Source organism: Actinosynnema sp. ALI-1.44, assembly GCF_001984155.1.
Classification (GTDB): domain Bacteria; phylum Actinomycetota; class Actinomycetes; order Mycobacteriales; family Pseudonocardiaceae; genus Kibdelosporangium.
Genome location: NZ_MTQO01000034.1, coordinates 128067 through 149605 on the forward strand (window position 1 = coordinate 128067; position 21539 = coordinate 149605).

The window sequence follows — 21539 nt, forward strand, 5'->3', positions numbered from 1 at the left end:
AAGCGAGATGACCACGACGCACAAGACTGTCGCCTGGAGCGACTGCGAGCCCAATCGCCGCCGCGGCGCGGAGATCCGGGTCGTGCTCGGACCGGCGACGGTCGGGAGCACCTCCGGGTTCATGGGTGTGGCCACCGTCCGGCCCGGCGAGAGCATCGCCGAGCACTACCACCCGTACAGCGAGGAGTTCCTGTACGTAGTGGCGGGCAGGCTCACCGTCGACCTGGACGGCGAGCCGGTCGAGCTGGGCGCGGACGAGGGCGTGCTGATCCCGATCAACACGCGGCACCGGTTGCGCAACAGCGGAACCGAGGTGGTCCGTGCGGTGTTCCACCTCGGCCCGCTCGCCCCACGGCCCGAACTCGGGCATGTGGACACTGAGACGGCCGAGGAAGCTGCGAGGCAACGGTGAGACGAACGGTCGTCACCGGTGTCGGCGTCGTCGCACCGGGGGGCGTGACCCGCAAGGCGTTCTGGTCGAGGCTGACCGACGGGCGCACCGCGACCAGGCGCATCAGCCTGTTCGACCCCGCACCGTTCCGGTCCCAGGTGGCGGCCGAGTGCGACTTCGACGCGGCCGAGGCCGGGCTGTCGGCCAAGGACACCCGGCGCTGCGACCGGTACGTGCAGTTCGCGCTGGCCGCTGCCGCCGAGGCGATCGCGGAGAGCGGCCTGGAGTTCGACGAGGAACTGCTCGACCGCACTGGTGTCGTGCTGGGATCGGCGGTCGGCGGCACCACGGCGCTGGAGAACGAGTACATCGTGGTGAGCGACACCGGCCGCGAATGGCTGGTGGACCCCGCGTACGCGAGCCCGTTCCTGTACCAGGCGCTGGTGCCGAGCAGCCTCGCCGCGGACGTCGCGGTCCGCTACGGCACGCACGGGCCGGTTCAGGTGGTTTCCACCGGTTGCACGTCGGGTATCGACGCGATCGGCTACGCACACCAGCTGGTGCAGGACGGCGACGCCGACGTGGTGATCACCGGGGCGGCGGAGTCGCCCTTGTCACCGGTCACCGCGGCGTCGTTCGACGCGATCAAGGCGACCACCCCGGACAACGACGACCCCGAGCACGCGTCCCGCCCGTTCGACCGGGATCGCACCGGATTCGTGCTCGGCGAAGGCGGGGCCGTGCTGGTGTTGGAGGAGCTGGAGCACGCGCGCCGCCGAGGCGCGCCGATCTACTGCGAGGTCACGGGGTATGCCGCGCGCAGCAACGGGTTCCACATGACCGGGCTGCGGCCGGACGGCATCGAGATGTCCGTGGCGATCGACGACGCGATGCGCCAGGCGCGGCTCGACCCGCAGGACGTGTCGTACATCTGCGCCCATGGCTCGGGTACACGGCAGAACGACCGGCACGAGACCGCGGCGTTCAAGCGGTCGCTCGGCGAGCACGCGTACCGCGTGCCGATCAGTTCGATCAAGTCCATGATCGGCCATTCGCTCGGCGCGATCGGTGCGCTGGAGATGGCCGCGTGCGCGCTGGCGATCAAGGACAACGTCGCGCCACCGACGGCGAACTGGGCCAACCGGGACCCCGAGTGCGACCTGGACTACACCCCGAACACGGCTCGTGAGCTGCCGATCGACGTGGCGCTCTCGGTGGGCAGCGGGTTCGGCGGCTTCCAGTCCGCGATGATCTTCCAGCGGCTGGGGGCGGTGGCATGACGGCGGTGATCACCGGGATCGGTGTGGTCGCGCCGAGCGGGCGGACCACCGGCGAACACTGGGCGACGGTGTGCGCCGGTGAGTCCCGCGTCGGCCCGATAACGCTGTTCGACCCGTCCCGCTACCGCACCCGGACCGCGGGTGAGGTGAAGGACTTCGACGTCATGGGCGACGTCGACGGGCGGCTGCTGGTGCAGACCGACCGGTGGACGTGGATGGGGTTCGACGCGGCGGCGAAGGCGCTGGCCGACGCGCGGCTCGACCTGTCCGCCGTGGATCCGTACGACTTCGCCGTCGTGCAGGCGAGCTCGTCCGGCGGCAACCACTTCGGCCAGGGCGAGTTGCAGAAGCTGTGGAGCAAACCGGACCGCAGGGTGGGCGTCTACCAGTCGATCGCGTGGTTCTACGCGGCGACGACCGGGCAGCTGTCGATCCGGCACCAGGCCAAAGGCCCGAGCAACGTCCTGGTGTCGGAGAGCGCGGGCGGGCTCGACTGCCTGCAGCACGCCGCGCGGCTCGTCAGCCGGGGTACGCCGATCGTGCTGACCGGCGGGCTGGAGGCACCGCTGAGCCCCTACGCGCTCACCTGCCAGCTCGCGTCCGGGCGGCTCAGCCCGGTGGACGAGTACCGGCCGTTCGACGCGGCGGCGTCCGGCTACGTGCCCGGCGAGGGCGGTGCGGTGTTCGTGGTGGAAGACCTCGAGCACGCGCGGGCGCGGGGCGTTCCCGTGATCTACGCCGAGATCGCGGGCTGGGGTTCGACGCACGACGGGACGCATGCCGGTGCCCCGTCGGCTCGGCAGTACGGACGCGCGATGAAGCTGGCGCTCGATCGCGCCGCCACCCGTGCCGACGAGGTCGACGTCGTGATCCCGGACGCACTGGGAATCCCGGCGTACGACCGCGCCGAGGCGGAGGCGATCAAGGACGTGTTCGGCTCGGTGGCGGTCACCACCCACAAGTCGTTGACCGGCCGGATGTACCAGGGCGGTGCCGCGCTCGACGCGGTCACCGCGGTGCTGGCCATGCGGAACAACACAGTGCCGGTCAGCACAGGCGTGTCCGAGCCCGCCGACGGGTGCGAACTCGACTTCGTGCCGTCGACGACGGAGTCCGCTGTGGACAACGTGCTGATCGGCGCGCGGGGGTTCGACGGCTACAACAGCTCGGTTGTGTTGAGGAGGGTAGCGTGACCAAAGCACGCGTGGTGTTCCTGATCAAGGTGCCGCGGGAACGGACAGAGGACTTCCTCGCGGCCTACGAGAAGATCCGGTACGAGGTCGCCGACGGCGTGCCCGGCCACCTGGTCGACCAGGTGTGCCAGTCGCCTGCCGACCCGGAGCAGTGGCTGATCACCAGCGAGTGGGACTCGATGGAGTCCTTCGAGGCGTGGGAGCGCAGTCCGGACCACCGGACGCTCGTGCGCCCGATGCGCGAGTGCATGTCCGACGCGCGCTCGATCCGGTTCGACGTCCGTTGCCAGACGACCCGACGAGTGGAGGACTCGCCGTGACCACGACGATGGGAATCCTGTCGGTCTGCGTGCTCGCCGCGGCGGGCGTCCAGCTCGGCACGCTGTGGATCATGAAGACGTCGATCCTGCCGATGCTGAACTCCCTGCCGTACGGCCAGTACGTGACCGTGTGCCAGCTGATCGACATGCACGTGTTCCACCCGATCGCGGTGTGGCAGGGCGTGATCGCGGCCGGGCTGGGGGTGTGGGCCTCGTTCCTGGCGCCGTCGGCGGCGGTGAGCGTGCTGTTCGTCGTCGGCTCGGTCGCGATGGTTGTCGTCGGTATCACCTCGGAGGGCTTCAACCGCCCGATCTGGCGGCAGATCGAGAAGTGGAGCCCCCAGCGCACGGCGAACAACTGGCTGCGCAAACGGTTCCGGTGGTACGTCGCCCACGAGGTCCGCACCTATGGCGCGATCGGCGCGGTCGCCGCCTTCATCGCCGCGTTCGTCGGCCAACTCGCCTGAAGGAGTGGAGAGATGCGTCTCGTTGTCTTCGGCGCCACCGGCCGGATCGGTCGCGCCGTGGTTTCACGGGCGGTGGCCGAAGGCCATGACGTGACCGGACTGTCGCAGTCCGATCTGGACATCCGGGAATCGGTCCCGGCCGAACTCGTCGACGGCGCGGACGCGGTGATCTTCGCCGCGGGCAAGCCCGGCCGAGGGCCGTCGGTCGTCCGGTCGATGGGCATGGCCAACGTGATCAGGGCGATGGACTCCGCCGGGGTCAAGCGAATCCTCGCGGTGATGCCCAGTGCGGTGCACATCAGCCGCGGTATGCCGTTGACCCGGAAGATCGCACTGCGGTTCTTCGTGCACAAGCTCTACCGGAACCCGTTCCTCGACCTGGAGCGGATGGAGGACGAGCTGCACCACAGCTCGCTCGACTGGACAGTGGTGCGTACGGCCAAGCTGTCCGACGGACCGTCCGCTGGGCAGGTCGTCGCCGTGCCCGACCACGTGCGTGGCCGGGAACGCACGGTGGGCGTCGCGGACCTCGCGGCCTACCTGGTGTCCCATGTAGACGATAGCGCACTGCACCGGGCCACAGTGGCCCTGACGGGACAGCGATGAACAGTCGGCGCAAGGCACTCGTGGCTTCACACGTCCTCGGGTCCACGCTGAGCCTGGGCGTCACGGTCGTGATGCTCGCGTTGCTGCTGTTCGCCATGTCGTCCGACGACGAGGCCTTGCTGCGTGTGGACGATCTACTGCTGCGCGTGGTGGCCATCCCGGCGCTGGTGGTGGCGCTGGCCACCGGTGTCCTGGTGGCTCTGACATCGCCGTGGGGGCTGTTGCGGCACACGTGGGTGGTCAAGAAGCTCGGATTGCTCCTGGTAACGCTGGGGTTCGCGCTGTTCCTGCTCATGCCGTGGCTCGCCGCGGGCGAGCGCTGGCTGGTGTTGGCCGGGCTGGTGCTGCAACTGGTGAAGCTCACCCTGATAACCGTGCTGTCGATCTACAAACCGAAGGGACGCTTCGGGAAGGTCCCGGAACGAGCACCAGTGGCGGTGGGTCGTGGCTGAGATGACAAGAAGGCTGTTGCTCGGTGGTGCGCTGGCGGGTGGTGCGGGCCTGATCGCACCACCCGCTTCGGCGTCACCCGGTGAGTCGCCGACAGTGCGCCCCGGCGACATCCGCTACCCGGACCTGGTACGAGGTGACAACCACCGGTTCACCGGAACCCCGGACTACGTCCGCCTGGCCGGCTCGACCGACCAGGTGGTACGAGCCGTGACGGAAGCGGTCCGAGCAGGCAGGCGCATAGCGGTGCGCAGCGGCGGACACTGCTTCGAGGACTTCGTGGACAACCCGTCCGTACGTGTGGTCATCGACATGTCCACAATGAACGAGGTGTACTTCGACGCCGCCCGAGGAGCGTTCGCCGTGGAAGCCGGCGCGACGTTGGGCGAGGTCTACGAAACCTTGTTCAAGGGCTGGGGCGTGACGCTCCCCGCAGGTGCGTGGCCGACGGTCGGTGCGGGAGGGCACATCCTCGGCGGAGGATACGGGATGCTCTCCCGCAAGCACGGATGCGTGGTCGACCACCTGTACGGCGTCGAGGTCGTGGTAGTGGACGCCTCCGGTACCGCGCGTGCCGTCGTCGCCACCCGTGAACCCGACGACCCCAACCGCGAGCTCTGGTGGGCCCACACCGGCGGCGGTGGCGGCAACTTCGGTGTGGTGACACGGTATTGGCTCGGACCTGACCTTCCCAGGCCGCCCGCGACGTTGCTGTACTCGTCGTTGATGTGGCCGTGGAGCGGGTTGAACGAGGTCGCGTTCAGCAGGCTGCTGGCCAACTTCGGCACCTGGTACGAACGCAACAGCGCCCCGGACAGCCCGTACGCGGGGTTGTTCAGCGGGATGGGAGTGCCCCACCTGTCGTCATCCGGCGGGGTCGTCGTCGGCACGCACTTCGACGCTGCCACGCCTGATGCCGCGAGGCTGCTGTCCGATTACCACGCCGCCCTGGGTGAAGGTGTGCCGTTGCGGCCGCTGACGACTGGCCCGGTCCCGATGCCGTGGTTGTACGCGGCGTCCTGGCGCGGGGGCGGGGACGGTGACCTCATCGCCCGGCGGTTCAAGTTCAAGGCGGCGTACATGCGCAAGGGCTTGTCCCAGCAGCAGACAGCGACCGCTTACCGTTACCTGACCAACCAGGCGTACAGAAACCCCAACGCGTTGTTCGTCATGATCGGCTACGGCGGCAAGGTGAACACCGTGGTGCCGTCCGCGACCGCAGTGGCACAACGCGACTCTGTCATCAAGTCGGCGTACCAGGCGTACTGGGCAGACCCGGCGGAAGACCCGAAGCACCTGGAGTGGATCCGCACATTCTACCGCGACATGTACGCGACAACAGGCGGAGTCCCCGTACCGAACGAAACCACGGACGGCTCGTACATCAACTACCCGGACGCCGACCTGGCCGATCCACGCTGGAACACCTCGGGCGTGCCATGGCACACGTTGTACTACAAGGACAACTACCCGAGGCTGCAACGGGCCAAGCGGCGCTGGGACCCGTTGAACGTTTTCCGGCACGCCCTGTCCATCCGCCCGTCCACACCGTGAAGCTCGTTGTGGGAAGCTCGTTGTGGGGTGCCTCGCAGGCGAGGCACCCCACAACAATGTCGGCTCAACTCATGCGGATCAAACGCACACGTCACCGAGACGCTTGATCTGGTCCAGGTCGGCAGAACAGGGGACCAGGACAAGCTCGTCACAACCAGCTTCCTCGTACGCGCGCAGGTTCTGCGCCAAGGCGTCGTCGCCGATGCTCGTGTTGGCGAGCACGGCCTGGGCGTACGGGGGAGCGAAGCCGTAGTAGTCGTTGATGTAGGCCTTGGCGTTCTCCTCGGCCTGATCACCGAGGGAGAAGTACGCCAGCGCCAGCAGCCGCGGCTTCCCGGTGCGCCCGGCTTTCGCCCACGCCGCACGGAACGCCCCCGCGCCACCGCGGAACATGCCGAGGCCACCACCGCCGGAGATCCAGCCGTCGCCGAACCGCACCGCCCTGGCGATCGCGCCCGGCGCGTGCCCGCCGAGGATCAGTTCGGGACCCTGCGGACGCGTGGGTGCCGGGCCGATGGCGCCCGCGAAGCCACGGCGTTCACCGGCCCACACCTTCCGCAGTTCTTCCAGTTGTGCGGTGAAGTCACGGCCGCGGTGCGCGTGGTCGGCGCCGCTGGCGTTGAAGTCGTCCGGCCGCGCACCCACTGCCATGCCGAGCGTCAGCCGTCCACCGGAGATCCGGTCGACGGTCGCGGCCTGCTTGGCCAGCAGTGCGGCGTTCCTGTGCAACGGGCCGATCAGGATCGCGGTCATCAGCCGCACACGCGAGGTCAAGGCCGCGGCAGCGGCGAGCGTGGTGAGGCAGTCGTAGTTGTCGTACACGAGCCGGTCGAGAACGGCGAGCGAGCTGAAACCAGCCCGCTCACCCTCGACCGACCAGTCCATCAGGTCCTGTGCGGTGCTGCCGGGCACGGAGCTCGGCAGCGCGACTGCGATATCCACTCGTCCTCAGCTCGCCGTCGTCTCGAGCGGCTGGTCGTGCCGACGAGCCAGCACGCATTCCAGCGCCGCGTCCCGGAAGAACGCCCGAGCACCCTCCGGAGTCACCATGTCGCGGGGCACGGCAAGGTGCTCCTCCAACTGCCGCTCGAACTCCTTGACCTCAGGCTGGCGGCTCATGTGCGCGGCCACCATGGGGATCGGGCCTTCGACCTCGATGACCCGGACGGCCATCTCCTTGCCGACGAAGGCCATCGTTCCCAGCAGCCGCCCGACGACGTTGCCCTGGTCGTCACGGACGTCGAACTTGGGCCGTCCGCTCGCCTCGAACAGGCGCTTGACCGTTTCCTCGCTGCCCGCCTTCAACGGGTAGTACAACGCGTGCCACTTCGACATCGTTTCTCCCTCACGAACTGGCGGTCACGCCGCCGTCGACGTAGATGACTTGTCCGGTCACGAACCTGGCGAGCGGCGAAACGAGGTACAGCACCGCGCTCGCCACCTCGTCGGCCTCGGCGAACCGGCCGAGCGGGATGCGTTGCCTGATCATGTCGAGGAAACGCCCGTCGCCGGTGGCCTGCTCGACGAACTCCGTCCGCACGAAACCGGGCGCGACCGCGTTCACCGTGAGACCGTGCCTGCCCCACTCGGTCGCGAGCTGCTTCACCAACAGGTCCAGCCCGGCCTTGCTGGCGCCGTAGGCCGAGAACCCGCGCCTGCCGCCCGCGTGACCACGAACAGAGGACAGGTGCACGATCCTGCCCGCGGTCCGCGCGGCGATCATGTGTTTGCCAACCTCCTGCGACAGCAGGAAAGCGCCGGTGAGGTTGGCGTCGAGGATGGCACGCCACTCGTTCTCCGGGAAATCCTCCGCCGGGATGGTCTCCAGCTTGCTCGCGCAGTTGACCAGCAGATCGATACCGCCGAGAGTGTCCACGACGTCGGCGACAACGGCACGGACGCTGTCGCCGGAGGTGATCTCGATCTGCCTGCCGATCGACGAGTTGCCCAGCTTGTCCGCCAGTTCGACGGCCTTGTCCCCGGTACGACCGGCCACGGCGACCGTCGCGCCCTGGTCGGCCAGCTGCTCGCTGATCACGGTTCCGATGCCGCCGTAACCGCCGACGACCAGTGCCCGTTGCCCTGCCAGCTGCGTCATGACTCCACCAATCCGAACAACCGCCGCGCGTTCTCGGCGAAGACCAGCCGCTCGTCCGGCAGCGCCGCGACCATGTCCACACTGGACCGCAGTGGCGCGGTGAGCGGCGGCGAGTCGGTGCCGAACAGCAGCCGGTCGGTGCCGAACACCTCGGCGGCCGCCGAAAGCGCCACCGCCGACGGCGTCGCCGTGTCGACGTGGATGCGCCGCAACCACCCGCTCGCTGGGCCGGTGACCGCTACGGGCGGTCCCGGCTTGGCGCGTTGCTGGGCGAGATCGAGCTTCTCCCGCAACAACGACAACGCCCCACCGGCGTTGGCCGCGATCAGCCGCAACGTGGGATACTTGTCGAGCCAGCCCGCGAACAGGATGGCGGCGACCCCGCAGGTGATGTCGCACGGTCGCACGATGTGCTCCACCAGGCCGAGATGGCCGTTCATCGGTGCCGAACCGACAGGCTCGGCCGGCGGGTGCAGCAGCACCGGCGCGCCCGTTTCCGCGGCCAGCGCGAAGAACTGGTCGGCGCGCGGGTCGTCGAGGTACGCGCCGCGTACGCTGGTGTTCACGATGAGACCGACGAACTCCTCCTGTGCCAACCGTTTCGCTGTGCGCTCGACCAGGTCCTCGTCGAGCGGGTTCACGTAGACGTACCCGCGCAGGTGCTCGTGGTGCTCCCGCACAGTCTCGGCGACCCAGTCGTGGAACGACTCCAACTGGTCGACGGGCTGCGCGTAGTTGTCCAGGCCGGGCACCGGAACCATGGTTCCCGCGCCGACCGGGCTGCCGACGATCGTCAGGTCGATGCCGAGTGCGGCCTTCTGCTCGACCATCCCGGCGACGTCGCCGAGGCTCGGCGGCATCGGGAACCGTTTCAGCAGTTCCGGCGGCGTGACGTGGCCGTGCACGTCGATGATCATGACGCTCCTCTCACCCGCGTGGCGGGCCGAGAACCTGGCCGCCGTAGCGCTGCACGGACGCGATCACCTCGCCGAAGTCGGGGAAGTCGGCCGGGTCGAACTCCGGCACCGCCAGCCGTTCGGCCGGTTTGCCGGTGTCGAAGAACCAGCCGTCGAACCCGCCGGGCGTGCCGAGCACGAGCCAGCGCGCGACCACCGACTCCACTTTGTACGAGTGGGGGAGGCCGCGCGGTGCGAACACCGTCGTGCCGGGGCCCGCGTTGTGCATGACGCCGTCGATCTCGATGCTGACCTCGCCGTCGAGGACGTGGAACGTCTCGTCCTCCTTGCTGTGCACGTGCAACGGGGACGCGTAACCCTGGTTGGAGGTCTGCTCGGCGAGCCAGAACTGGTTGCCGGTGTCCGCGCTGGTGGCGCGGAACTGCATCAGCGCACCCATGTGCCAGATAGCCGTGCACTGTTGCGTGGCCACTGTGAACGGTTTGACTTCGGACATGGTTCTCCCTCTCTACGGCACCAGAACGATCTTCCCGGTCACCGCGCCGTCCTCGAGTTCCCGCTGGGCACGGGCGGCCTCGTCGAGCGGCACGGTCTTGGCGATGAGCGGCTCGACCTTGCCCGCGGCCAGCAGGCCGAGCACGCTCGCGAGGTCCTCGCGATAGGCGGCGTCGTCGAGGCTCCAGGCGTTGTAGAACGTGGTGCGCTTGCCGTTCGGCACGATCTTCGGCAGCACGATCCCGCCGAGGAACCCCCTCGCGCCGATCAGCATGTTCGATTTGCCGCGCACCAGCGCCGCGCTCTGGCCGTAACCGACCATGATCCCGCCGCGCCGCAGCACCGACGACGACCGGTTGAAGTGGGCGCCGCCGATGGCGTCGAACACCGCGTCGACCGGGTTGCCGCGGAGCACGTCGACGAAGTTCTGCGCGCGGTAGTCGATCGGTGTGCCGCCGTACTTGCGGACCACGTCGAGCTTGCCCGCGGACGCCGACCCGTACGCCTCGACGTTGGCGAGCTGTGCCAGTTGCAGGAACGCGACACCGACGCCACCGGACGCGCCGTGCACCATGATCCGCTGTCCTGGCTGGACCTTCGCGACGCGGTGCAGCATCTGGTACGCGATGAAGTAGTTGAGCGCGATGGCTGAGGACTCGACGGCGGACGCCCCGTCGGGACGCGGCACCAAGCGGTCGGCCGCGACCTTGACGTGCTGGCTGTAGCCGCCGGTCGGCACGAGCGCGGCGACGGCCTGACCCGGCCGGAGCGCCACGTCTTCGCCGGTTTCCTCGACGACGCCGGCGAAGTCGTAGCCGGGGGTGAACGGCGGTTTGGGCGAGCCGGGAATGACCCGTTTGCGCAGTAGGATGTCCCCGTAGGACACACCGGCCGCTTCGACGCGGACGATCGCCTCGCCCCGCGTGGGTGCGCCGAGCTCGGTCTTCCGCACTTGCATGGTGTCCGATCCGGTCACGGTGAGATGTCGAGCGAGCACGTTGGCCTCCGGCGAAGACGATGCGGCGGATTCAGCGACTTTTCTCGCCCTTCCTGCCTAGCAGTGGCGCGGTGCGCGGTTCAACGACTCGGCGCCGATTCCCTGCGTCCGGTGACACCCTGCCCGGCCGCGGTACGGGGGTTTCCCCTCCCGGCTGGGACTCGAGGCCCACGACAGCGGGATGTGCCGCAGGACACCGTCGAAGGGGACGCATTGGACTCCACGGAGGTTGCGAATGTCCACAGAGGACAACATGAAGCTCGTCCGGTACATCACCGAGCAGGGGCTGAACGCGGGGGACGTGAGCTTCGTCGACGACGTGTTCGCACCTGACTACGTGGTGCACGCCCGCGGGCTCGACCTGCCGCCCGGCCCCGGCGCGTTCGCCAAGGCGGTGGACTTCTGGCGCAAGTCGTTCCCCGACTTCCACTGCACGATCGAGCACATGATCGCTGACGGCGAGTACGTCGCGCACCGGTTCAGCACGACCGGCACGCACACCGGCGAGCTCGGCGGGATGCCGCCGACCGGCAAGAAGTTCCACGTGTCCGGCGTCGACATGCACCGCGTCGTCGGCGGCCGGGTCGTCGAGTCGTGGATCAGCGACGACATGCCGCGGATCCTGATGGAGATCGGGGTGCTCGCACCCGGAGGCCGCCCGTGATCGGCTTCCTCGGCCTCGGTTCGATGGGCTCGGGCATGGCGGCTCGCCTGCTCGAGTCGGGGTTCGAGGTCGTGGTCCACAACCGGACCGCCGCGAAGGCCGAGGCGCTGGCCGACCGCGGTGCGAAGGTCGTCGCCACGCCTGCCGACGTCGCGCGGGTGGCGGACGTGCTGCTGCTCAGCCTGGCGACCGGTGACGTGGTCAAAGAGGTGCTGTTCGGGCCGTCCGGTGCGTTGACCGCGGGCGAGAACCTGGTGATCGCCGACATGAGCACGGTCTCGCCGGACGCGGCTCGGGCGCTGGCCGCCGAGGTGTCCGAGCGGGGGCACCGAATCCTGGACGCGTGCGTGCTCGGCAACGCCCAGCACGCCGCGTCGGGCGAACTGCGGTTCATGATCGGCGGCGACGCCGATGACGTGGCCTCGGTGCGACCGGTGCTGGAGCCGTTGGCCAAGGAGATCGTGCACCTCGGTGACCACGGCATGGGCGCCACCGCCAAGGTGGCGATGAACCTGTTGATGGGTGTGCAGATGCAGGCGCTGGCGGAGGCCGTCGTGTTCGGCGAACGCGCCGGCCTGCCGAGGGACGTGCTGATCAAGATGATCGCGGCGAGCGGGTACAGCTCGCCGGTGATGAAGTTCAAGAGCGGCGTGATGGCCCGCCGGTCGTTCACCCAGGCGGACTTCCGGCTTTCCCTGATGCGCAAGGACCTGTTGCTGGCTCTCACGGACGCGGGGCGCCTCGGTGTGCCGATGCCCGCGACGCAGGCCAGCTACGAGGTGCTCACCGCCGCCGTGAACTCCGGTCTCGGTGATCTGGACTGTGCGGCGGTGCTCGCCGAAGTCGAGCGGAGGGGAGGGCGGAAAGTCGACTGAGAACCGAAACTGAGAACAGCGATGTGGCGGTGGGCACGGACGCCCCACCGCCACATCTTCTGCTGCCGACGCTCAGGCGAACCGGTACTCGGTCAGGTCACGGACGTGCCGGTAGCCGACCTTCTCCACTACCGCCTGCATGGCCGCGTACTGGAGGAAGTGCAGGCAGGTGCACGCCTCGGCGCCTTCTTCGAGCGCACGTGCGGTGATCTCGCCGAGCAAGGCGGCGGCGTACCCGCCCTGCCGGTGCTCCGGTAGCACGAACACACCGGACGGCCGCACGACGCCACCGATGGGCCGGGCCCGTCCGGCGGCGCCGACGATGGCGCCGTCGTGCTCCCACAGGATCAGCCGGTCGCCCTCGACTTGGTCGGCGACCATGTGCTTCATGTAGCGCAGGATGTCGTCCTGGGCCATGCCGCTGTCGCGCATGGTGGTGGAGAACCACTCCGCCACCATGTCGACCTCGTCGACGCGACCGAGGCGTGGCGCGCCGGGGATCTGCGTGTTCCGGGTGGTCTCGGTGCACACCATGAGCCACTGGTCGCGTTCGGGCGTCGCGGTCTTGCCCGCGACGTCGGCGAAGCGCTCGGCGAAGGACGCGGTGGCCTCCGTGGCGCCGTTCACGCCGGGAACCCACGGCTCCTGCTTCGCGATCTCCTCGGCGAGCGTGGCGGCCGCGGCGCCGGGCATGTCGGTGATCGTGAGCCGGTAGGGCGCGGCGACCCAGGCGACACCGAGCACGGTGCCGGAATCCTCGACCCAGTACGGCTTCGCGGGACCGTCGCCCGGCAGCAGCCCGGACGGGTCGTACGTGTGGTAGAGCAGAATGTTGTTGTCGACCGGATTCTCCAGCAGCATCGGGCCGGCTTCCGCCCGGAACTCCTCGATGTCGGTCGTCGACCTCACCCGCATGTGGTTCCTCCCGTTGAACCGGCTTGTCGTCGACGTCTTCGACGCTAGGCAGCCCCGAGTTCCCCCGGCAATGGGCGCGAGTCCCAGCCGTGCTGGGCACATTCCCAGCCCGGCAGGGCACCCGGCGGATCCGGGCGGGACCCCGGCGGCCGCACAGTGGTCGAAGTGCCGGGTTCGACGTGCCGGACGTGGGGGAGTGAGAGGGGACGACATGGCTGACGAATGGTGTGCTCCCGGCGACGGTGCCGATCTGATCGCCGTCGTCGGAATGAGCTGTCGATTTCCCGGCGGCGTGAGTTCCCCTGACGAGTATTGGGATTTCCTGTTGAACCGGCGGTCCGGGATCGGCACGCTGCCGGACGACCGGTGGGCCGATCACCCGGTCCGCGGCATCACCGCGGCCGGCGGTTTTCTCGACGGGATCCACCAGTTCGACGCCGGCTTCTTCGGTCTGTCGCCGAGGGAGGCCGCGTTGATGGACCCGCAGCAGCGGCTGGTGCTGGAGCTCGCGTGGGAGGCGGTCGAGTACGCGGGCATGGCTCATGGCGCGTTGGCGGGCACAGACGCGGGTGTGTTCATCGGGGTGAACGCCGACGACCACGGCAGGCGCGTGCTGGAGGACCTGCCCCGCATCGAGGCGTGGAGCGGAATCGGCTCGTCGTTGTGCGCCATCGCCAACCGCGTGTCCTACACGTTCGACTTACGCGGGCCGAGCATCGCCGTCGACACGGCCTGCTCGGCCTCGCTCGTCGCGATCCACCTGGCGTGCCAGAGCCTGCGTCTGCGGGAGAGTTCGGTCGCGATCGCCGGTGGTGTGATGCTGATGGTCGGCCCCGGGCTCACCGCCGTGATGGACGCGGCCGGTGCGCTGTCCCCGACCGGGACCAGCAGGCCGTTCGACCAGACGGCCGACGGGTACGTCCGCGGCGAAGGAGCCGGTCTGCTGGTGCTGAAACGGCTCTGCGACGCGCGGCACAACGGTGACCGGGTGCTCGCGGTGATCAGGGGCAGCGCGGTCAGCCAGGACGGCCGCACCGACGGCATCATGGCGCCGAGCCGCCTCGCGCAGGAGCACTTGATGCGGACCGCGTGCGGGTCGGCGGGCGTTTCGCCGTCCGATGTGGACTACGTCGAGGCGCACGGCACCGGTACCCGGGTCGGCGACCCCGTCGAGGCCGGCGCGCTGGCCGAGGTGTACGGCAGCGACCGCGACCGGCCGTGCCTGGTCGGATCGGTGAAGTCCAACATCGGTCACCTCGAGGCGGCGTCCGGGGTCGCCGGGGTGATCAAGACCATCCTGGCGCTGCGGCACCGGGTGATCCCGGCGACCGTCGACGTGTCGTCACCGATTCCCGAACTGGGTGCGGGCCTGCACGTGGTCACCAGCACGACACCGTGGCCACGCACCGGGCGGCGCCGCGTCGCGGCCACCTCCGGCTACGGCTACGGCGGCACGTTGGCGCACATCCTGCTGGAGGAAGCCCCGTCCCAGCCCAGGCCGCACCGCAGCCCGACGGTCAGGCCGCGGGTGTACCCGTTGTCCGGCGCGTCGGCCGCCGCCGTCACCGCACAGGCGTCGAGGCTCGCCGACTGGCTCACCGACCGCGGTGCGTCCACACCGCTCGCCGATGTCGGCCACACGCTCGCATTGCGTCGTCCGGAGTTGCCGTGGCGCGCGACGGTCGTCGCCACCACCCGCGAGGAACTCGTCACCCGGTTACGCGCGGTCGAACCGGTGCAGGCCCAGCCTGCTGTGACTCCGGTGTGGGTGTTCTCCGGCCAAGGCTCACAGTGGCCGGGCATGGGCCGTGACCTGGCGGCGGCCGATCCCGCGTTCCGCACCGTCCTGGACCGGCTGGCCTGGACTTTCCGCGAGGAATGCGGCCGCACCCCGATGGATCTGCTGTCCGCGGACACGCTGGACACCCCCGACACGCAGATGGCGATCTTCGCGGTCCAGCTTGGTCTCGCGGCCTCATGGCACGCGCTCGGCGTGCGGCCCGCGGCGGTGATCGGCCACTCGGTGGGTGAGATAGCCGCGGCTGTCGTCGCGGGTGCGTTGTCCGAGGAGCAAGGCGTCCGTCTGGTGTGCCGTCGCTCGGAGCTGTTGAGGCGCGTCGCAGGTGCCGGTGCGATGGCGGTGGTGGACGTGCCGTTCGACGAGGTTCGGGAAAGGCTGCGGGACAACGGGAAGGTCGTCGCGGCGATCGCGGCTTCCCCGCGCTCCACCGTGATCTCGGGCGACGCGGACGCGATCGCCGAGCTGACCGAACGGTGGCGGCCGGAGGTGGCCGTCCGCCAGGTCGCCACGGACATCGCGTTCCACAGCCCGCACGTCGAGCCATTGCTCGACGACCTGGTCCGCGCCACGCGGGACCTGAAGCCGCGCACACCGGTGATTACGCTGTACAGCACGGCGTTCCCCGACCCACGCACGACAGTCGCCCGTGACGGCGGCTACTGGGCCGCGAACCTCGCCAACCCTGTGCTGTTCCACCAGGCTGTCGAGGCGGCGATCGCCGACGGCCACCGGCTGTTCCACGAGGTCGCGCCACACCCGGTCGTCACGCACTCCATCGCCGAGACCTCGGCCGAGCTGGACGCCGCGGTCGCCACCGCGTACACGTTGCGACGCACCAAGCCCGAACGCGAAACGCAGCTCGGGCAGCTCGGTGTGCTGCACTGCCACGGGATGGACGTCGACTGGCGCACCGTTCACCCCGACGGCGGGCTGGCCGATGTCCCTGGCACCGCGTGGCAACGGGAGGAGTTCCGCGCCGTACACTCGCCGCACGGCCCGCGCCCGCACGACCCCACCCGGCACGACCTGCTCGGTGAAGCGATGACCGTGCACGGTCCGTCACCCATCCGGGTGTGGCGCACCACGCTTGACCACGCGACCCGGCCGTACCCCGGCAGGCACCCGGTGCTCGGCACGGAGATCGTGCCGGCGGCCGTGCTGCTCAACACCTTCCGTGCCGCGGCCGAGACGAACGTGCTGACCGGCGTGACACTGCGGACGCCCGTTCCCGTTGATGAGAACCGAGGGCTCCAGGTCGTGCTCGACGGGAACACGGTCCGGCTGAGCAGCCAAGTGTCCGAAGAGGACTGGTTGACACACGCCACCGGGACCGCGCAGCCGCAACAGCAGGCGGCTTCCCGTCGTGGGATACCGCGGTGCGCGGATCGTCTTGACCCACGGCACGTGGTCGACCGGCTCGCCCGCGCCGGTGTCGCCGCCATGGGATTCCCTTGGCGAATAACCGAACTGAGCAGTGGGCCAGGCCTGATGGTCGCCAAGGTGGCGGTCGACTCGCTCACCTCGGCGCTCGACGCGGCGCTCTCGGCCGCGGCGACGGTCGTGAGCACCGATCCCGAGGTGCTGCACATGCCTGCGCACATCCGTCGGGTCACGTTCAGCGGTGACCCGGTCGACCAGGTCGTCATCACCGTGCACGACCGGACTGAGAACACAGTGGACGTGGCGGTCCTCGACCCGGACGGCACGGTGCTGGCCGAACTGGTCGGCCTGCGCTACGGCGTGCTGGACGGTGAGGGCTCGGCGAGCCCGCGCAGGCTCGTACACGTCATCGACTGGCGACCTGAACCAGAACGGCCGCGCACGAAGGCGATCGATCGGATCGTCGTCGTGTGCGAGCACGACGAACCACCCTTGCCTGGCCTTGGCGTCAGGTACACGCGAGTGAGCAGCCCCAAGCAACTGGACGCGATGAGTGAAGAACTGACCGCCGGGAGCGTGGTGCTCGTGGCTCCAGGTGCGGGCAGGCGTGTCGGCGTGGCCGCGTTCCAGGCGGCTTGGCTGTTGCTGCGCGTGGCCACCACGATGGCGCGCTGGGAGCACGGGCCACGGCTGTGGTGCGTCACCCGCGGCGTACTGGAGTCCGAAGTGGACAAGGCGCTGAGCCATTCGTCGTTGTGGGGAGTCGGCCGGGTGCTGGCGACCGAGCACCCCGGCATGTGGGGCGGGCTCGTCGACCTGCCGCCTGACGAGGACGGCGGGCTGCTGGACGTCCTGCGCGGTGGCCCCAGGGAAGACATCGTCGCGGTGCGCGACGGAACAGTGCTCGCTCCGCTGCTCGTTCCCGCACCCGCAGCGCGGGAGCGGGCCCCGTTGACCTGCCGCCCGGACGGCACCTACCTGATCACAGGAGGACTTGGTGCGCTGGGCCGGGAGATATCGATGTGGCTCGCGAGCCGGGGCGCGCGCAGGCTCGTGCTGGCGGGCAGGCGGGGCCTGCCGCCGCGCGAACTGTGGGACGAGGTCGCGGACCCCGAGGACGCGAGGCGCATCGAGTGCGTCCGTGCGCTGGAGGCGGCGGGCGTGACAGTGCGGACGGTCGCGGTGGACATCACCGACCGGGTCCAGGCGCCGAAGTCGCTGGACTGCCGGGAACTCGGACTGCCGCCGATCCGTGGCATCGTGCACGCCGCGGGTGTGCTCGACAGCAGGATGGCTGTCGACGTCAACTCGCCGTCGTTGATCAGGGTCATGCGGCCGAAAGTCGCCGGGGCGTTGTTGCTGCACGAGATGTTCCCACCGGGCAGCCTCGACTTCTTCGCCCTGTTCTCGTCGGCGGGACCGCTGCTCGGCCTACCTGGACAGGCGAGCTACGCCGCGGCCAACGCGTTCCTCGACGCGTTCGCGACCCGCAGGCCGGACACGGTCAGCTTCGGCTGGACGTCGTGGCGCGGACTCGGAATGAGCACGGAAGCGGACTCGATCGACGCCGAGCTGCGGTCCCGCGGCACGGCGAGCATCACCGCGCAGGAGGCGTTCGACTGCTGGGACGACCGCTCGGCCAGTACCGGTCACGTGGTCGTGCTGCGCACGATCGGTCAACTGCCCGGCATGCGCAGACCCGCGCTGCTGCGCGAGCTCGACACACCACAGGAGACGACGGAACGCCCGGAACGCGGGTGGACCGACGTGGCCGCCGAGGTGGCCGCCGCGATCGGCAGGCAGCTCGGCACCGACCGGCTGGACGTGCACAAGCCGCTGGTCGAGCTGGGCGCGGACTCCGTGCTGGTGCAGGCGATCCGGCGCGACCTCGAGCAGCGGTTCGCGGTCAGCCTGCCGGCGAACCTGTTCTGGAGCGCACCGACGACGCACGCCATCGCAGAACACTGCACGGCTTTGCTGAGCGGCGTACAGGAGGACACCGCATGAAGCGTGACGGAACCGTGCCGTGGCCGCCCCAGGCGGTCCGGCGGTACGTGACCGAGGGATATTGGCGAGGACGGCCGCTGGGCGACCTGATGTGGGACTGGGCGGACCGCTCCGGTGACCGGGTCGCGGTCGTCGACGGCGACGTCCGGCTGACCTACCGCGAGCTGGCCGAACACGTGGACGCGCTCGCCGAGAACCTCGACGGGCTCGGGCTGCGCGACGGCGACAACGTGCTGGTGCAGCTGCCGAACTGCTGGGAGTTCGTCGCGTTCTTCCTGGCGTGCCAGCGCATCGGCGTGGCGCCTGTGCTGGCGTTGCTCGCCCACCGCGAGCACGAACTCGACTACCTCGCCGAACTGGCGGAGGTGACGGCGATCGTGATGCCGGACCGCCGCAACGACTTCGACCACCAGGCGCTGGCGGCGAAGCTCGGCGCGAAACACTGCGCCCAGGTGATCGTGCTCGGCGAAGACGTCCACAACGGACACACGTCGCTCGGGTCGCTGATCCGGCGGCACGGCGACGCGCAGGAGCGGCGGATCGGAATGGCCCGCTACGCGCCGCGGTCCAGCGACGTGGCGTTGATCCTGCTTTCGGGCGGCACCACCGGTTTGCCGAAGATCATCGCCAGGACGCACGACGACTACGAGTACAACGCCCGGCGCAGCGCCGAGGTGTGCGAGTTCGACGAGGACACCGTCTACCTGGTGACGTTGTCGATGGCGCACAACTTCCCGTTGGGCTCGCCGGGGTTGCTCGGAGCGCTGATGAACGGCGGCACAGTCGTGATGGCCCGCAGCCCGCGGCCGGAGGTGACCTTCGAGCTGATCGAACGCGAGCGGGTGACCGTGTCCTCGCTCGTGCCCGCCGTCGCTCAACGCTGGGTCGACGCCGCGGCGACCACGACCAGGGACCTGTCCAGCCTCCGCACCGTGCACATCGGCGGATCGGTGCTGCCTGAGGGATTCGCAGGCACACTCGCCCGCGCCCTCGGCTGCCGGGTGCAGCAGGTGTACGGCATGGCAGAGGGATTGCTCAACTACACGCGCCTCGACGATCCGCCGCACATCGTCGAGGGGACACAGGGCAGGCCGATCTCCGACGCCGACGAGTACCTGATCGTCGACGAGAACGGCACGCCCACCGGCCCCGGCCAGCCGGGGGAACTGCTCACCAGGGGCCCGTACACGCCACGCGGGTACTTCCGGGCGCCGGAGCACAACCTGCACGCGTTCACCCCGGATGGCTGGTTCCGCACCGGCGACGTGGTGGTCCTGCACGAGAGCGGGAACCTCATCGTCCGGGGACGGATCAAGGACCAGGTCAACCGCGGCGGCGAGAAGGTCTCGGCGCCCGAAGTCGAGGGGCTGGCGCTGGAACTGCCCCAGGTGCGGCGGGCCGCGGTCATCGCGGTTCCCGACCGCGCGCTCGGCGAGCGCGTCTGCCTGTGCGTGGTGCTGCACGACGGGCAGCGGCTGGACCTCGCGGACGTCCAGCGGCAGTTCACGACGCGGGGCGTCGCCAGGTACAAGATCCCGGAACGGCTCGAGGTCGTGCCGGAACTGCCACTGACCCCGATTGGCAAGGTGGACAAGAACATGCTGCGACAGGTGGTGACGAGCGACGCCCGGCAGCTGGTCGTGGGCGCGTGAGCACGACAACGGCCCGATCGGGCCTCACGAGCTGGCAGCTGAAGACCGTGCTGGTCGTGCTGCTGTCCGGTCAGCTGCTGTCGGCCCTCGACCAGACCATCGTCGGCACCGCGCTGCCGACGATGGTGGCCAGGATGGGCGCGGTCGACAACTTCTCCCTCGTCGTGACCGCCTACCTGCTGGCGTCGACGGTGTCGACCGCGTTGTACGGCAAACTCGCGGACCTCTACGGCGCCAAACCGATGTACCTCGTCTCGATCGGCGTGTTCACCGCCGGTTCGGCGCTCGTCGGGATCAGCCAGGACATGACGCAACTGGTCGCGTCCCGCGCCGTGCAGGGCATCGGCGCGGGCGGGCTGGTGGTGCTGGCGTTCACGATCTCGTCGAGCGTGGTCCCGCCCCGGCAGATCGGCCGGATCCAGGGCCTGGTCGGTGCGATGTACGCGCTGGCGTCGCTCGCCGGTCCGCTTGTCGGCGGCGCGTTCACCGAGTACGTGTCGTGGCGCTGGTGCTTCCTGATCAACGTCCCGATCGGCGTCGTCGCGCTGGTCGCGGTCGGAGCGTTGCTGAAACTGCCCGCTCACCGGCGTGAGCACTCCGTCGACTACACCGGCGCGGCGCTGCTCACCGCGGGCGTGACGACGCTGGTGCTCGCGACAGTCTGGGGCGGTGGTGCCTACTCGTGGACATCACCGGTGATCATCGGGCTCCTTGTCGCGACGGTCGCCATCGGTGTGCTGTTCGTGATCGTCGAGCGCAGGGTCCGCGAGCCGCTGGTACCGTTGAACCTGTTGCGGGACCGGGAGATCGGTGTCGCGATGGTGGTCACGTTCCTCGTCGGCGCCGCGGTGATCGGCGGGTACTTCTTCCTGCCGGTGTACCTCCAGGTGGTGCGCGGGCACGATCCCGTCGCCGCCGGTCTGCAGCTGCTGCCGTTGATGATCGCGGTGATGGTCGGTTCGGGACTGAGCGGCTGGCTCATCTCCTCGGTCCTCGGCAGGACGAAGCCGGTCGTCGTCGCGGGCACGGCGATCATGACCGTGGCCACGTGGCTGTTCAGCCTGCTCGACGCGTCCACGCCGACGTGGCAGCTGTGGGGCAGTGAGGCGGTGCTCGGCATCGGCATGGGGATGGTGATCTCGAAGCTGATCGTGGCGGTGCAGAACAGCGTGCCGCGTGAGGACATGGGCACGATCACCGCACAGGCCGCGTTCTTCCGCACGATCGGTTCGTCGATCGGCGCCGCGGTGTTCGGCGCGATGATCGCGACGCGGGTCGGCACGAGCGAGGTGCTCACCACGTCGCCGGGCGAACTCGCCTCGGCGGGTTTCGCGGACGGGCTCCAGTTGGCCTTCCTCGCCGGGGTGCCGATCATGGTCGTCGCGCTCGTCCTGACGTTGCTGCTGCCCAACACACCCCTGCGTGAGGACGTCAGTCCGTGGGGCGAGGAAAGCCATTCAGAGCGAAGGAAGTGAGA

General features: G+C 69.4%; 20 protein-coding genes. 13 read left to right on the forward strand and 7 right to left on the reverse strand.

The window, feature by feature from the left end:
- Nucleotides 1-7: 7 nt before the first annotated feature.
- From ALI144C_RS08160 to ALI144C_RS08195, 8 genes are read left to right on the forward strand one after another with little or no spacing between them, the layout of a single operon-like run.
- Nucleotides 8-412, forward strand: a complete 405-nt coding sequence (locus ALI144C_RS08160) for a cupin domain-containing protein (RefSeq protein WP_076986394.1) — start codon at nucleotides 8-10, stop codon at nucleotides 410-412.
- The gene (locus tag ALI144C_RS08165; RefSeq protein ID WP_076986395.1) at nucleotides 409-1671 is read left to right on the forward strand and encodes a beta-ketoacyl-[acyl-carrier-protein] synthase family protein; all 1263 of its coding nucleotides are present in this window, start codon (nucleotides 409-411) and stop codon (nucleotides 1669-1671) included. Before ALI144C_RS08160 ends, ALI144C_RS08165 begins: the two co-directional genes overlap by 4 nt.
- Nucleotides 1668-2864 carry a beta-ketoacyl synthase N-terminal-like domain-containing protein gene (locus ALI144C_RS08170; protein ID WP_076986396.1) on the forward strand — a complete coding sequence of 399 codons (1197 nt, stop codon included), beginning with the start codon at nucleotides 1668-1670 and terminating at the stop codon, nucleotides 2862-2864. The genes ALI144C_RS08165 and ALI144C_RS08170 overlap by 4 nt, the downstream gene beginning before the upstream one ends.
- Entirely contained in the window at nucleotides 2861-3184 is a 324-nt protein-coding gene (locus ALI144C_RS08175; RefSeq protein WP_076986397.1) for an antibiotic biosynthesis monooxygenase family protein, read from the forward strand. Before ALI144C_RS08170 ends, ALI144C_RS08175 begins: the two co-directional genes overlap by 4 nt.
- Nucleotides 3181-3651: a hypothetical protein gene (locus ALI144C_RS08180; protein WP_193441164.1), complete on the forward strand. Its 471-nt coding sequence runs from the start codon at nucleotides 3181-3183 to the stop codon at nucleotides 3649-3651. The genes ALI144C_RS08175 and ALI144C_RS08180 overlap by 4 nt, the downstream gene beginning before the upstream one ends.
- Nucleotides 3652-3663: 12 nt before the next feature.
- Nucleotides 3664-4257: an NAD(P)-dependent oxidoreductase gene (locus ALI144C_RS08185; protein ID WP_076986398.1), complete on the forward strand. Its 594-nt coding sequence runs from the start codon at nucleotides 3664-3666 to the stop codon at nucleotides 4255-4257.
- Nucleotides 4254-4709, forward strand: a complete 456-nt coding sequence (locus tag ALI144C_RS08190; protein ID WP_076986399.1) for a hypothetical protein — start codon at nucleotides 4254-4256, stop codon at nucleotides 4707-4709. The genes ALI144C_RS08185 and ALI144C_RS08190 overlap by 4 nt, the downstream gene beginning before the upstream one ends.
- 1 nt (nucleotide 4710) lies before the next feature.
- Nucleotides 4711-6261 (forward strand): FAD-binding oxidoreductase, encoded by a 1551-nt coding sequence (locus ALI144C_RS08195; RefSeq protein ID WP_143230505.1) that lies wholly within the window; start codon nucleotides 4711-4713, stop codon nucleotides 6259-6261.
- Between the two features lie 78 nt (nucleotides 6262-6339).
- On the opposite strand, the gene ALI144C_RS08200 is transcribed toward ALI144C_RS08195, so the two are convergent.
- From ALI144C_RS08200 to ALI144C_RS08225, 6 genes are read right to left on the reverse strand one after another with little or no spacing between them, the layout of a single operon-like run.
- Nucleotides 6340-7203 (reverse strand): LLM class flavin-dependent oxidoreductase, encoded by an 864-nt coding sequence (locus ALI144C_RS08200; RefSeq protein WP_076986401.1) that lies wholly within the window; start codon nucleotides 7201-7203, stop codon nucleotides 6340-6342.
- A gap of 6 nt (nucleotides 7204-7209) precedes the next feature.
- Nucleotides 7210-7596, reverse strand: a complete 387-nt coding sequence (locus tag ALI144C_RS08205) for a SchA/CurD-like domain-containing protein (protein ID WP_076986402.1) — start codon at nucleotides 7594-7596, stop codon at nucleotides 7210-7212.
- Nucleotides 7597-7606: 10 nt separating this feature from the next.
- Nucleotides 7607-8359 carry an SDR family NAD(P)-dependent oxidoreductase gene (locus ALI144C_RS08210; protein WP_076986403.1) on the reverse strand — a complete coding sequence of 251 codons (753 nt, stop codon included), beginning with the start codon at nucleotides 8357-8359 and terminating at the stop codon, nucleotides 7607-7609.
- Complete coding sequence (locus ALI144C_RS08215; RefSeq protein WP_076986404.1) at nucleotides 8356-9276, reverse strand: amidohydrolase family protein; 921 nt, start codon at nucleotides 9274-9276, stop codon at nucleotides 8356-8358. The genes ALI144C_RS08210 and ALI144C_RS08215 overlap by 4 nt, the downstream gene beginning before the upstream one ends.
- A gap of 10 nt (nucleotides 9277-9286) precedes the next feature.
- Entirely contained in the window at nucleotides 9287-9772 is a 486-nt protein-coding gene (locus ALI144C_RS08220; protein WP_076986405.1) for a cupin domain-containing protein, read from the reverse strand.
- 12 nt (nucleotides 9773-9784) lie between these two features.
- Nucleotides 9785-10768 carry a medium chain dehydrogenase/reductase family protein gene (locus ALI144C_RS08225; protein WP_237774040.1) on the reverse strand — a complete coding sequence of 328 codons (984 nt, stop codon included), beginning with the start codon at nucleotides 10766-10768 and terminating at the stop codon, nucleotides 9785-9787.
- Nucleotides 10769-11003: 235 nt separating this feature from the next.
- Here ALI144C_RS08225 and ALI144C_RS08230 point away from each other — a divergent pair, with 235 nt between their 5' ends.
- Together ALI144C_RS08230 and ALI144C_RS08235 are read left to right on the forward strand one after the other, a co-directional pair.
- Nucleotides 11004-11432 (forward strand): ester cyclase, encoded by a 429-nt coding sequence (locus ALI144C_RS08230; protein ID WP_076986406.1) that lies wholly within the window; start codon nucleotides 11004-11006, stop codon nucleotides 11430-11432.
- The gene (locus tag ALI144C_RS08235) at nucleotides 11429-12307 is read left to right on the forward strand and encodes an NAD(P)-dependent oxidoreductase (RefSeq protein ID WP_237774041.1); all 879 of its coding nucleotides are present in this window, start codon (nucleotides 11429-11431) and stop codon (nucleotides 12305-12307) included. The genes ALI144C_RS08230 and ALI144C_RS08235 overlap by 4 nt, the downstream gene beginning before the upstream one ends.
- A 72-nt stretch (nucleotides 12308-12379) precedes the next feature.
- Here ALI144C_RS08235 and ALI144C_RS08240 read toward each other — a convergent pair whose 3' ends face one another.
- Nucleotides 12380-13222 (reverse strand): GNAT family N-acetyltransferase, encoded by an 843-nt coding sequence (locus tag ALI144C_RS08240; protein WP_076986408.1) that lies wholly within the window; start codon nucleotides 13220-13222, stop codon nucleotides 12380-12382.
- Between the two features lie 211 nt (nucleotides 13223-13433).
- Between ALI144C_RS08240 and ALI144C_RS08245 the strand changes: the two genes are divergently transcribed.
- The 3 genes from ALI144C_RS08245 to ALI144C_RS08255 are packed head-to-tail and all read left to right on the forward strand — an operon-like array spanning nucleotide 13434 to nucleotide 21537.
- Nucleotides 13434-18410, forward strand: coding sequence for a type I polyketide synthase (locus tag ALI144C_RS08245; RefSeq protein ID WP_076986409.1), 4977 nt, complete (start codon nucleotides 13434-13436; stop codon nucleotides 18408-18410).
- Complete coding sequence (locus ALI144C_RS08250; protein ID WP_076986410.1) at nucleotides 18407-20062, forward strand: (2,3-dihydroxybenzoyl)adenylate synthase; 1656 nt, start codon at nucleotides 18407-18409, stop codon at nucleotides 20060-20062. Before ALI144C_RS08245 ends, ALI144C_RS08250 begins: the two co-directional genes overlap by 4 nt.
- Complete coding sequence (locus tag ALI144C_RS08255; protein ID WP_076986411.1) at nucleotides 20059-21537, forward strand: MDR family MFS transporter; 1479 nt, start codon at nucleotides 20059-20061, stop codon at nucleotides 21535-21537. Before ALI144C_RS08250 ends, ALI144C_RS08255 begins: the two co-directional genes overlap by 4 nt.
- Nucleotides 21538-21539: the final 2 nt, after the last annotated feature.

Coding starts and splice junctions, on each gene's coding strand:
- ALI144C_RS08160 (WP_076986394.1), top strand. CDS start 8: ATGACCACGACGCACAAGACTGTCGCCTGGAGCGACTGCGAGCCCAAT.
- ALI144C_RS08170 (WP_076986396.1), top strand. CDS start 1,668: ATGACGGCGGTGATCACCGGGATCGGTGTGGTCGCGCCGAGCGGGCGG.
- ALI144C_RS08185 (WP_076986398.1), top strand. CDS start 3,664: ATGCGTCTCGTTGTCTTCGGCGCCACCGGCCGGATCGGTCGCGCCGTG.
- ALI144C_RS08190 (WP_076986399.1), top strand. CDS start 4,254: ATGAACAGTCGGCGCAAGGCACTCGTGGCTTCACACGTCCTCGGGTCC.
- ALI144C_RS08195 (WP_143230505.1), top strand. CDS start 4,711: ATGACAAGAAGGCTGTTGCTCGGTGGTGCGCTGGCGGGTGGTGCGGGC.
- ALI144C_RS08205 (WP_076986402.1), bottom strand. CDS start 7,596: ATGTCGAAGTGGCACGCGTTGTACTACCCGTTGAAGGCGGGCAGCGAG.
- ALI144C_RS08210 (WP_076986403.1), bottom strand. CDS start 8,359: ATGACGCAGCTGGCAGGGCAACGGGCACTGGTCGTCGGCGGTTACGGC.
- ALI144C_RS08215 (WP_076986404.1), bottom strand. CDS start 9,276: ATGATCATCGACGTGCACGGCCACGTCACGCCGCCGGAACTGCTGAAA.
- ALI144C_RS08220 (WP_076986405.1), bottom strand. CDS start 9,772: ATGTCCGAAGTCAAACCGTTCACAGTGGCCACGCAACAGTGCACGGCT.
- ALI144C_RS08230 (WP_076986406.1), top strand. CDS start 11,004: ATGTCCACAGAGGACAACATGAAGCTCGTCCGGTACATCACCGAGCAG.
- ALI144C_RS08240 (WP_076986408.1), bottom strand. CDS start 13,222: ATGCGGGTGAGGTCGACGACCGACATCGAGGAGTTCCGGGCGGAAGCC.
- ALI144C_RS08245 (WP_076986409.1), top strand. CDS start 13,434: ATGGCTGACGAATGGTGTGCTCCCGGCGACGGTGCCGATCTGATCGCC.
- ALI144C_RS08250 (WP_076986410.1), top strand. CDS start 18,407: ATGAAGCGTGACGGAACCGTGCCGTGGCCGCCCCAGGCGGTCCGGCGG.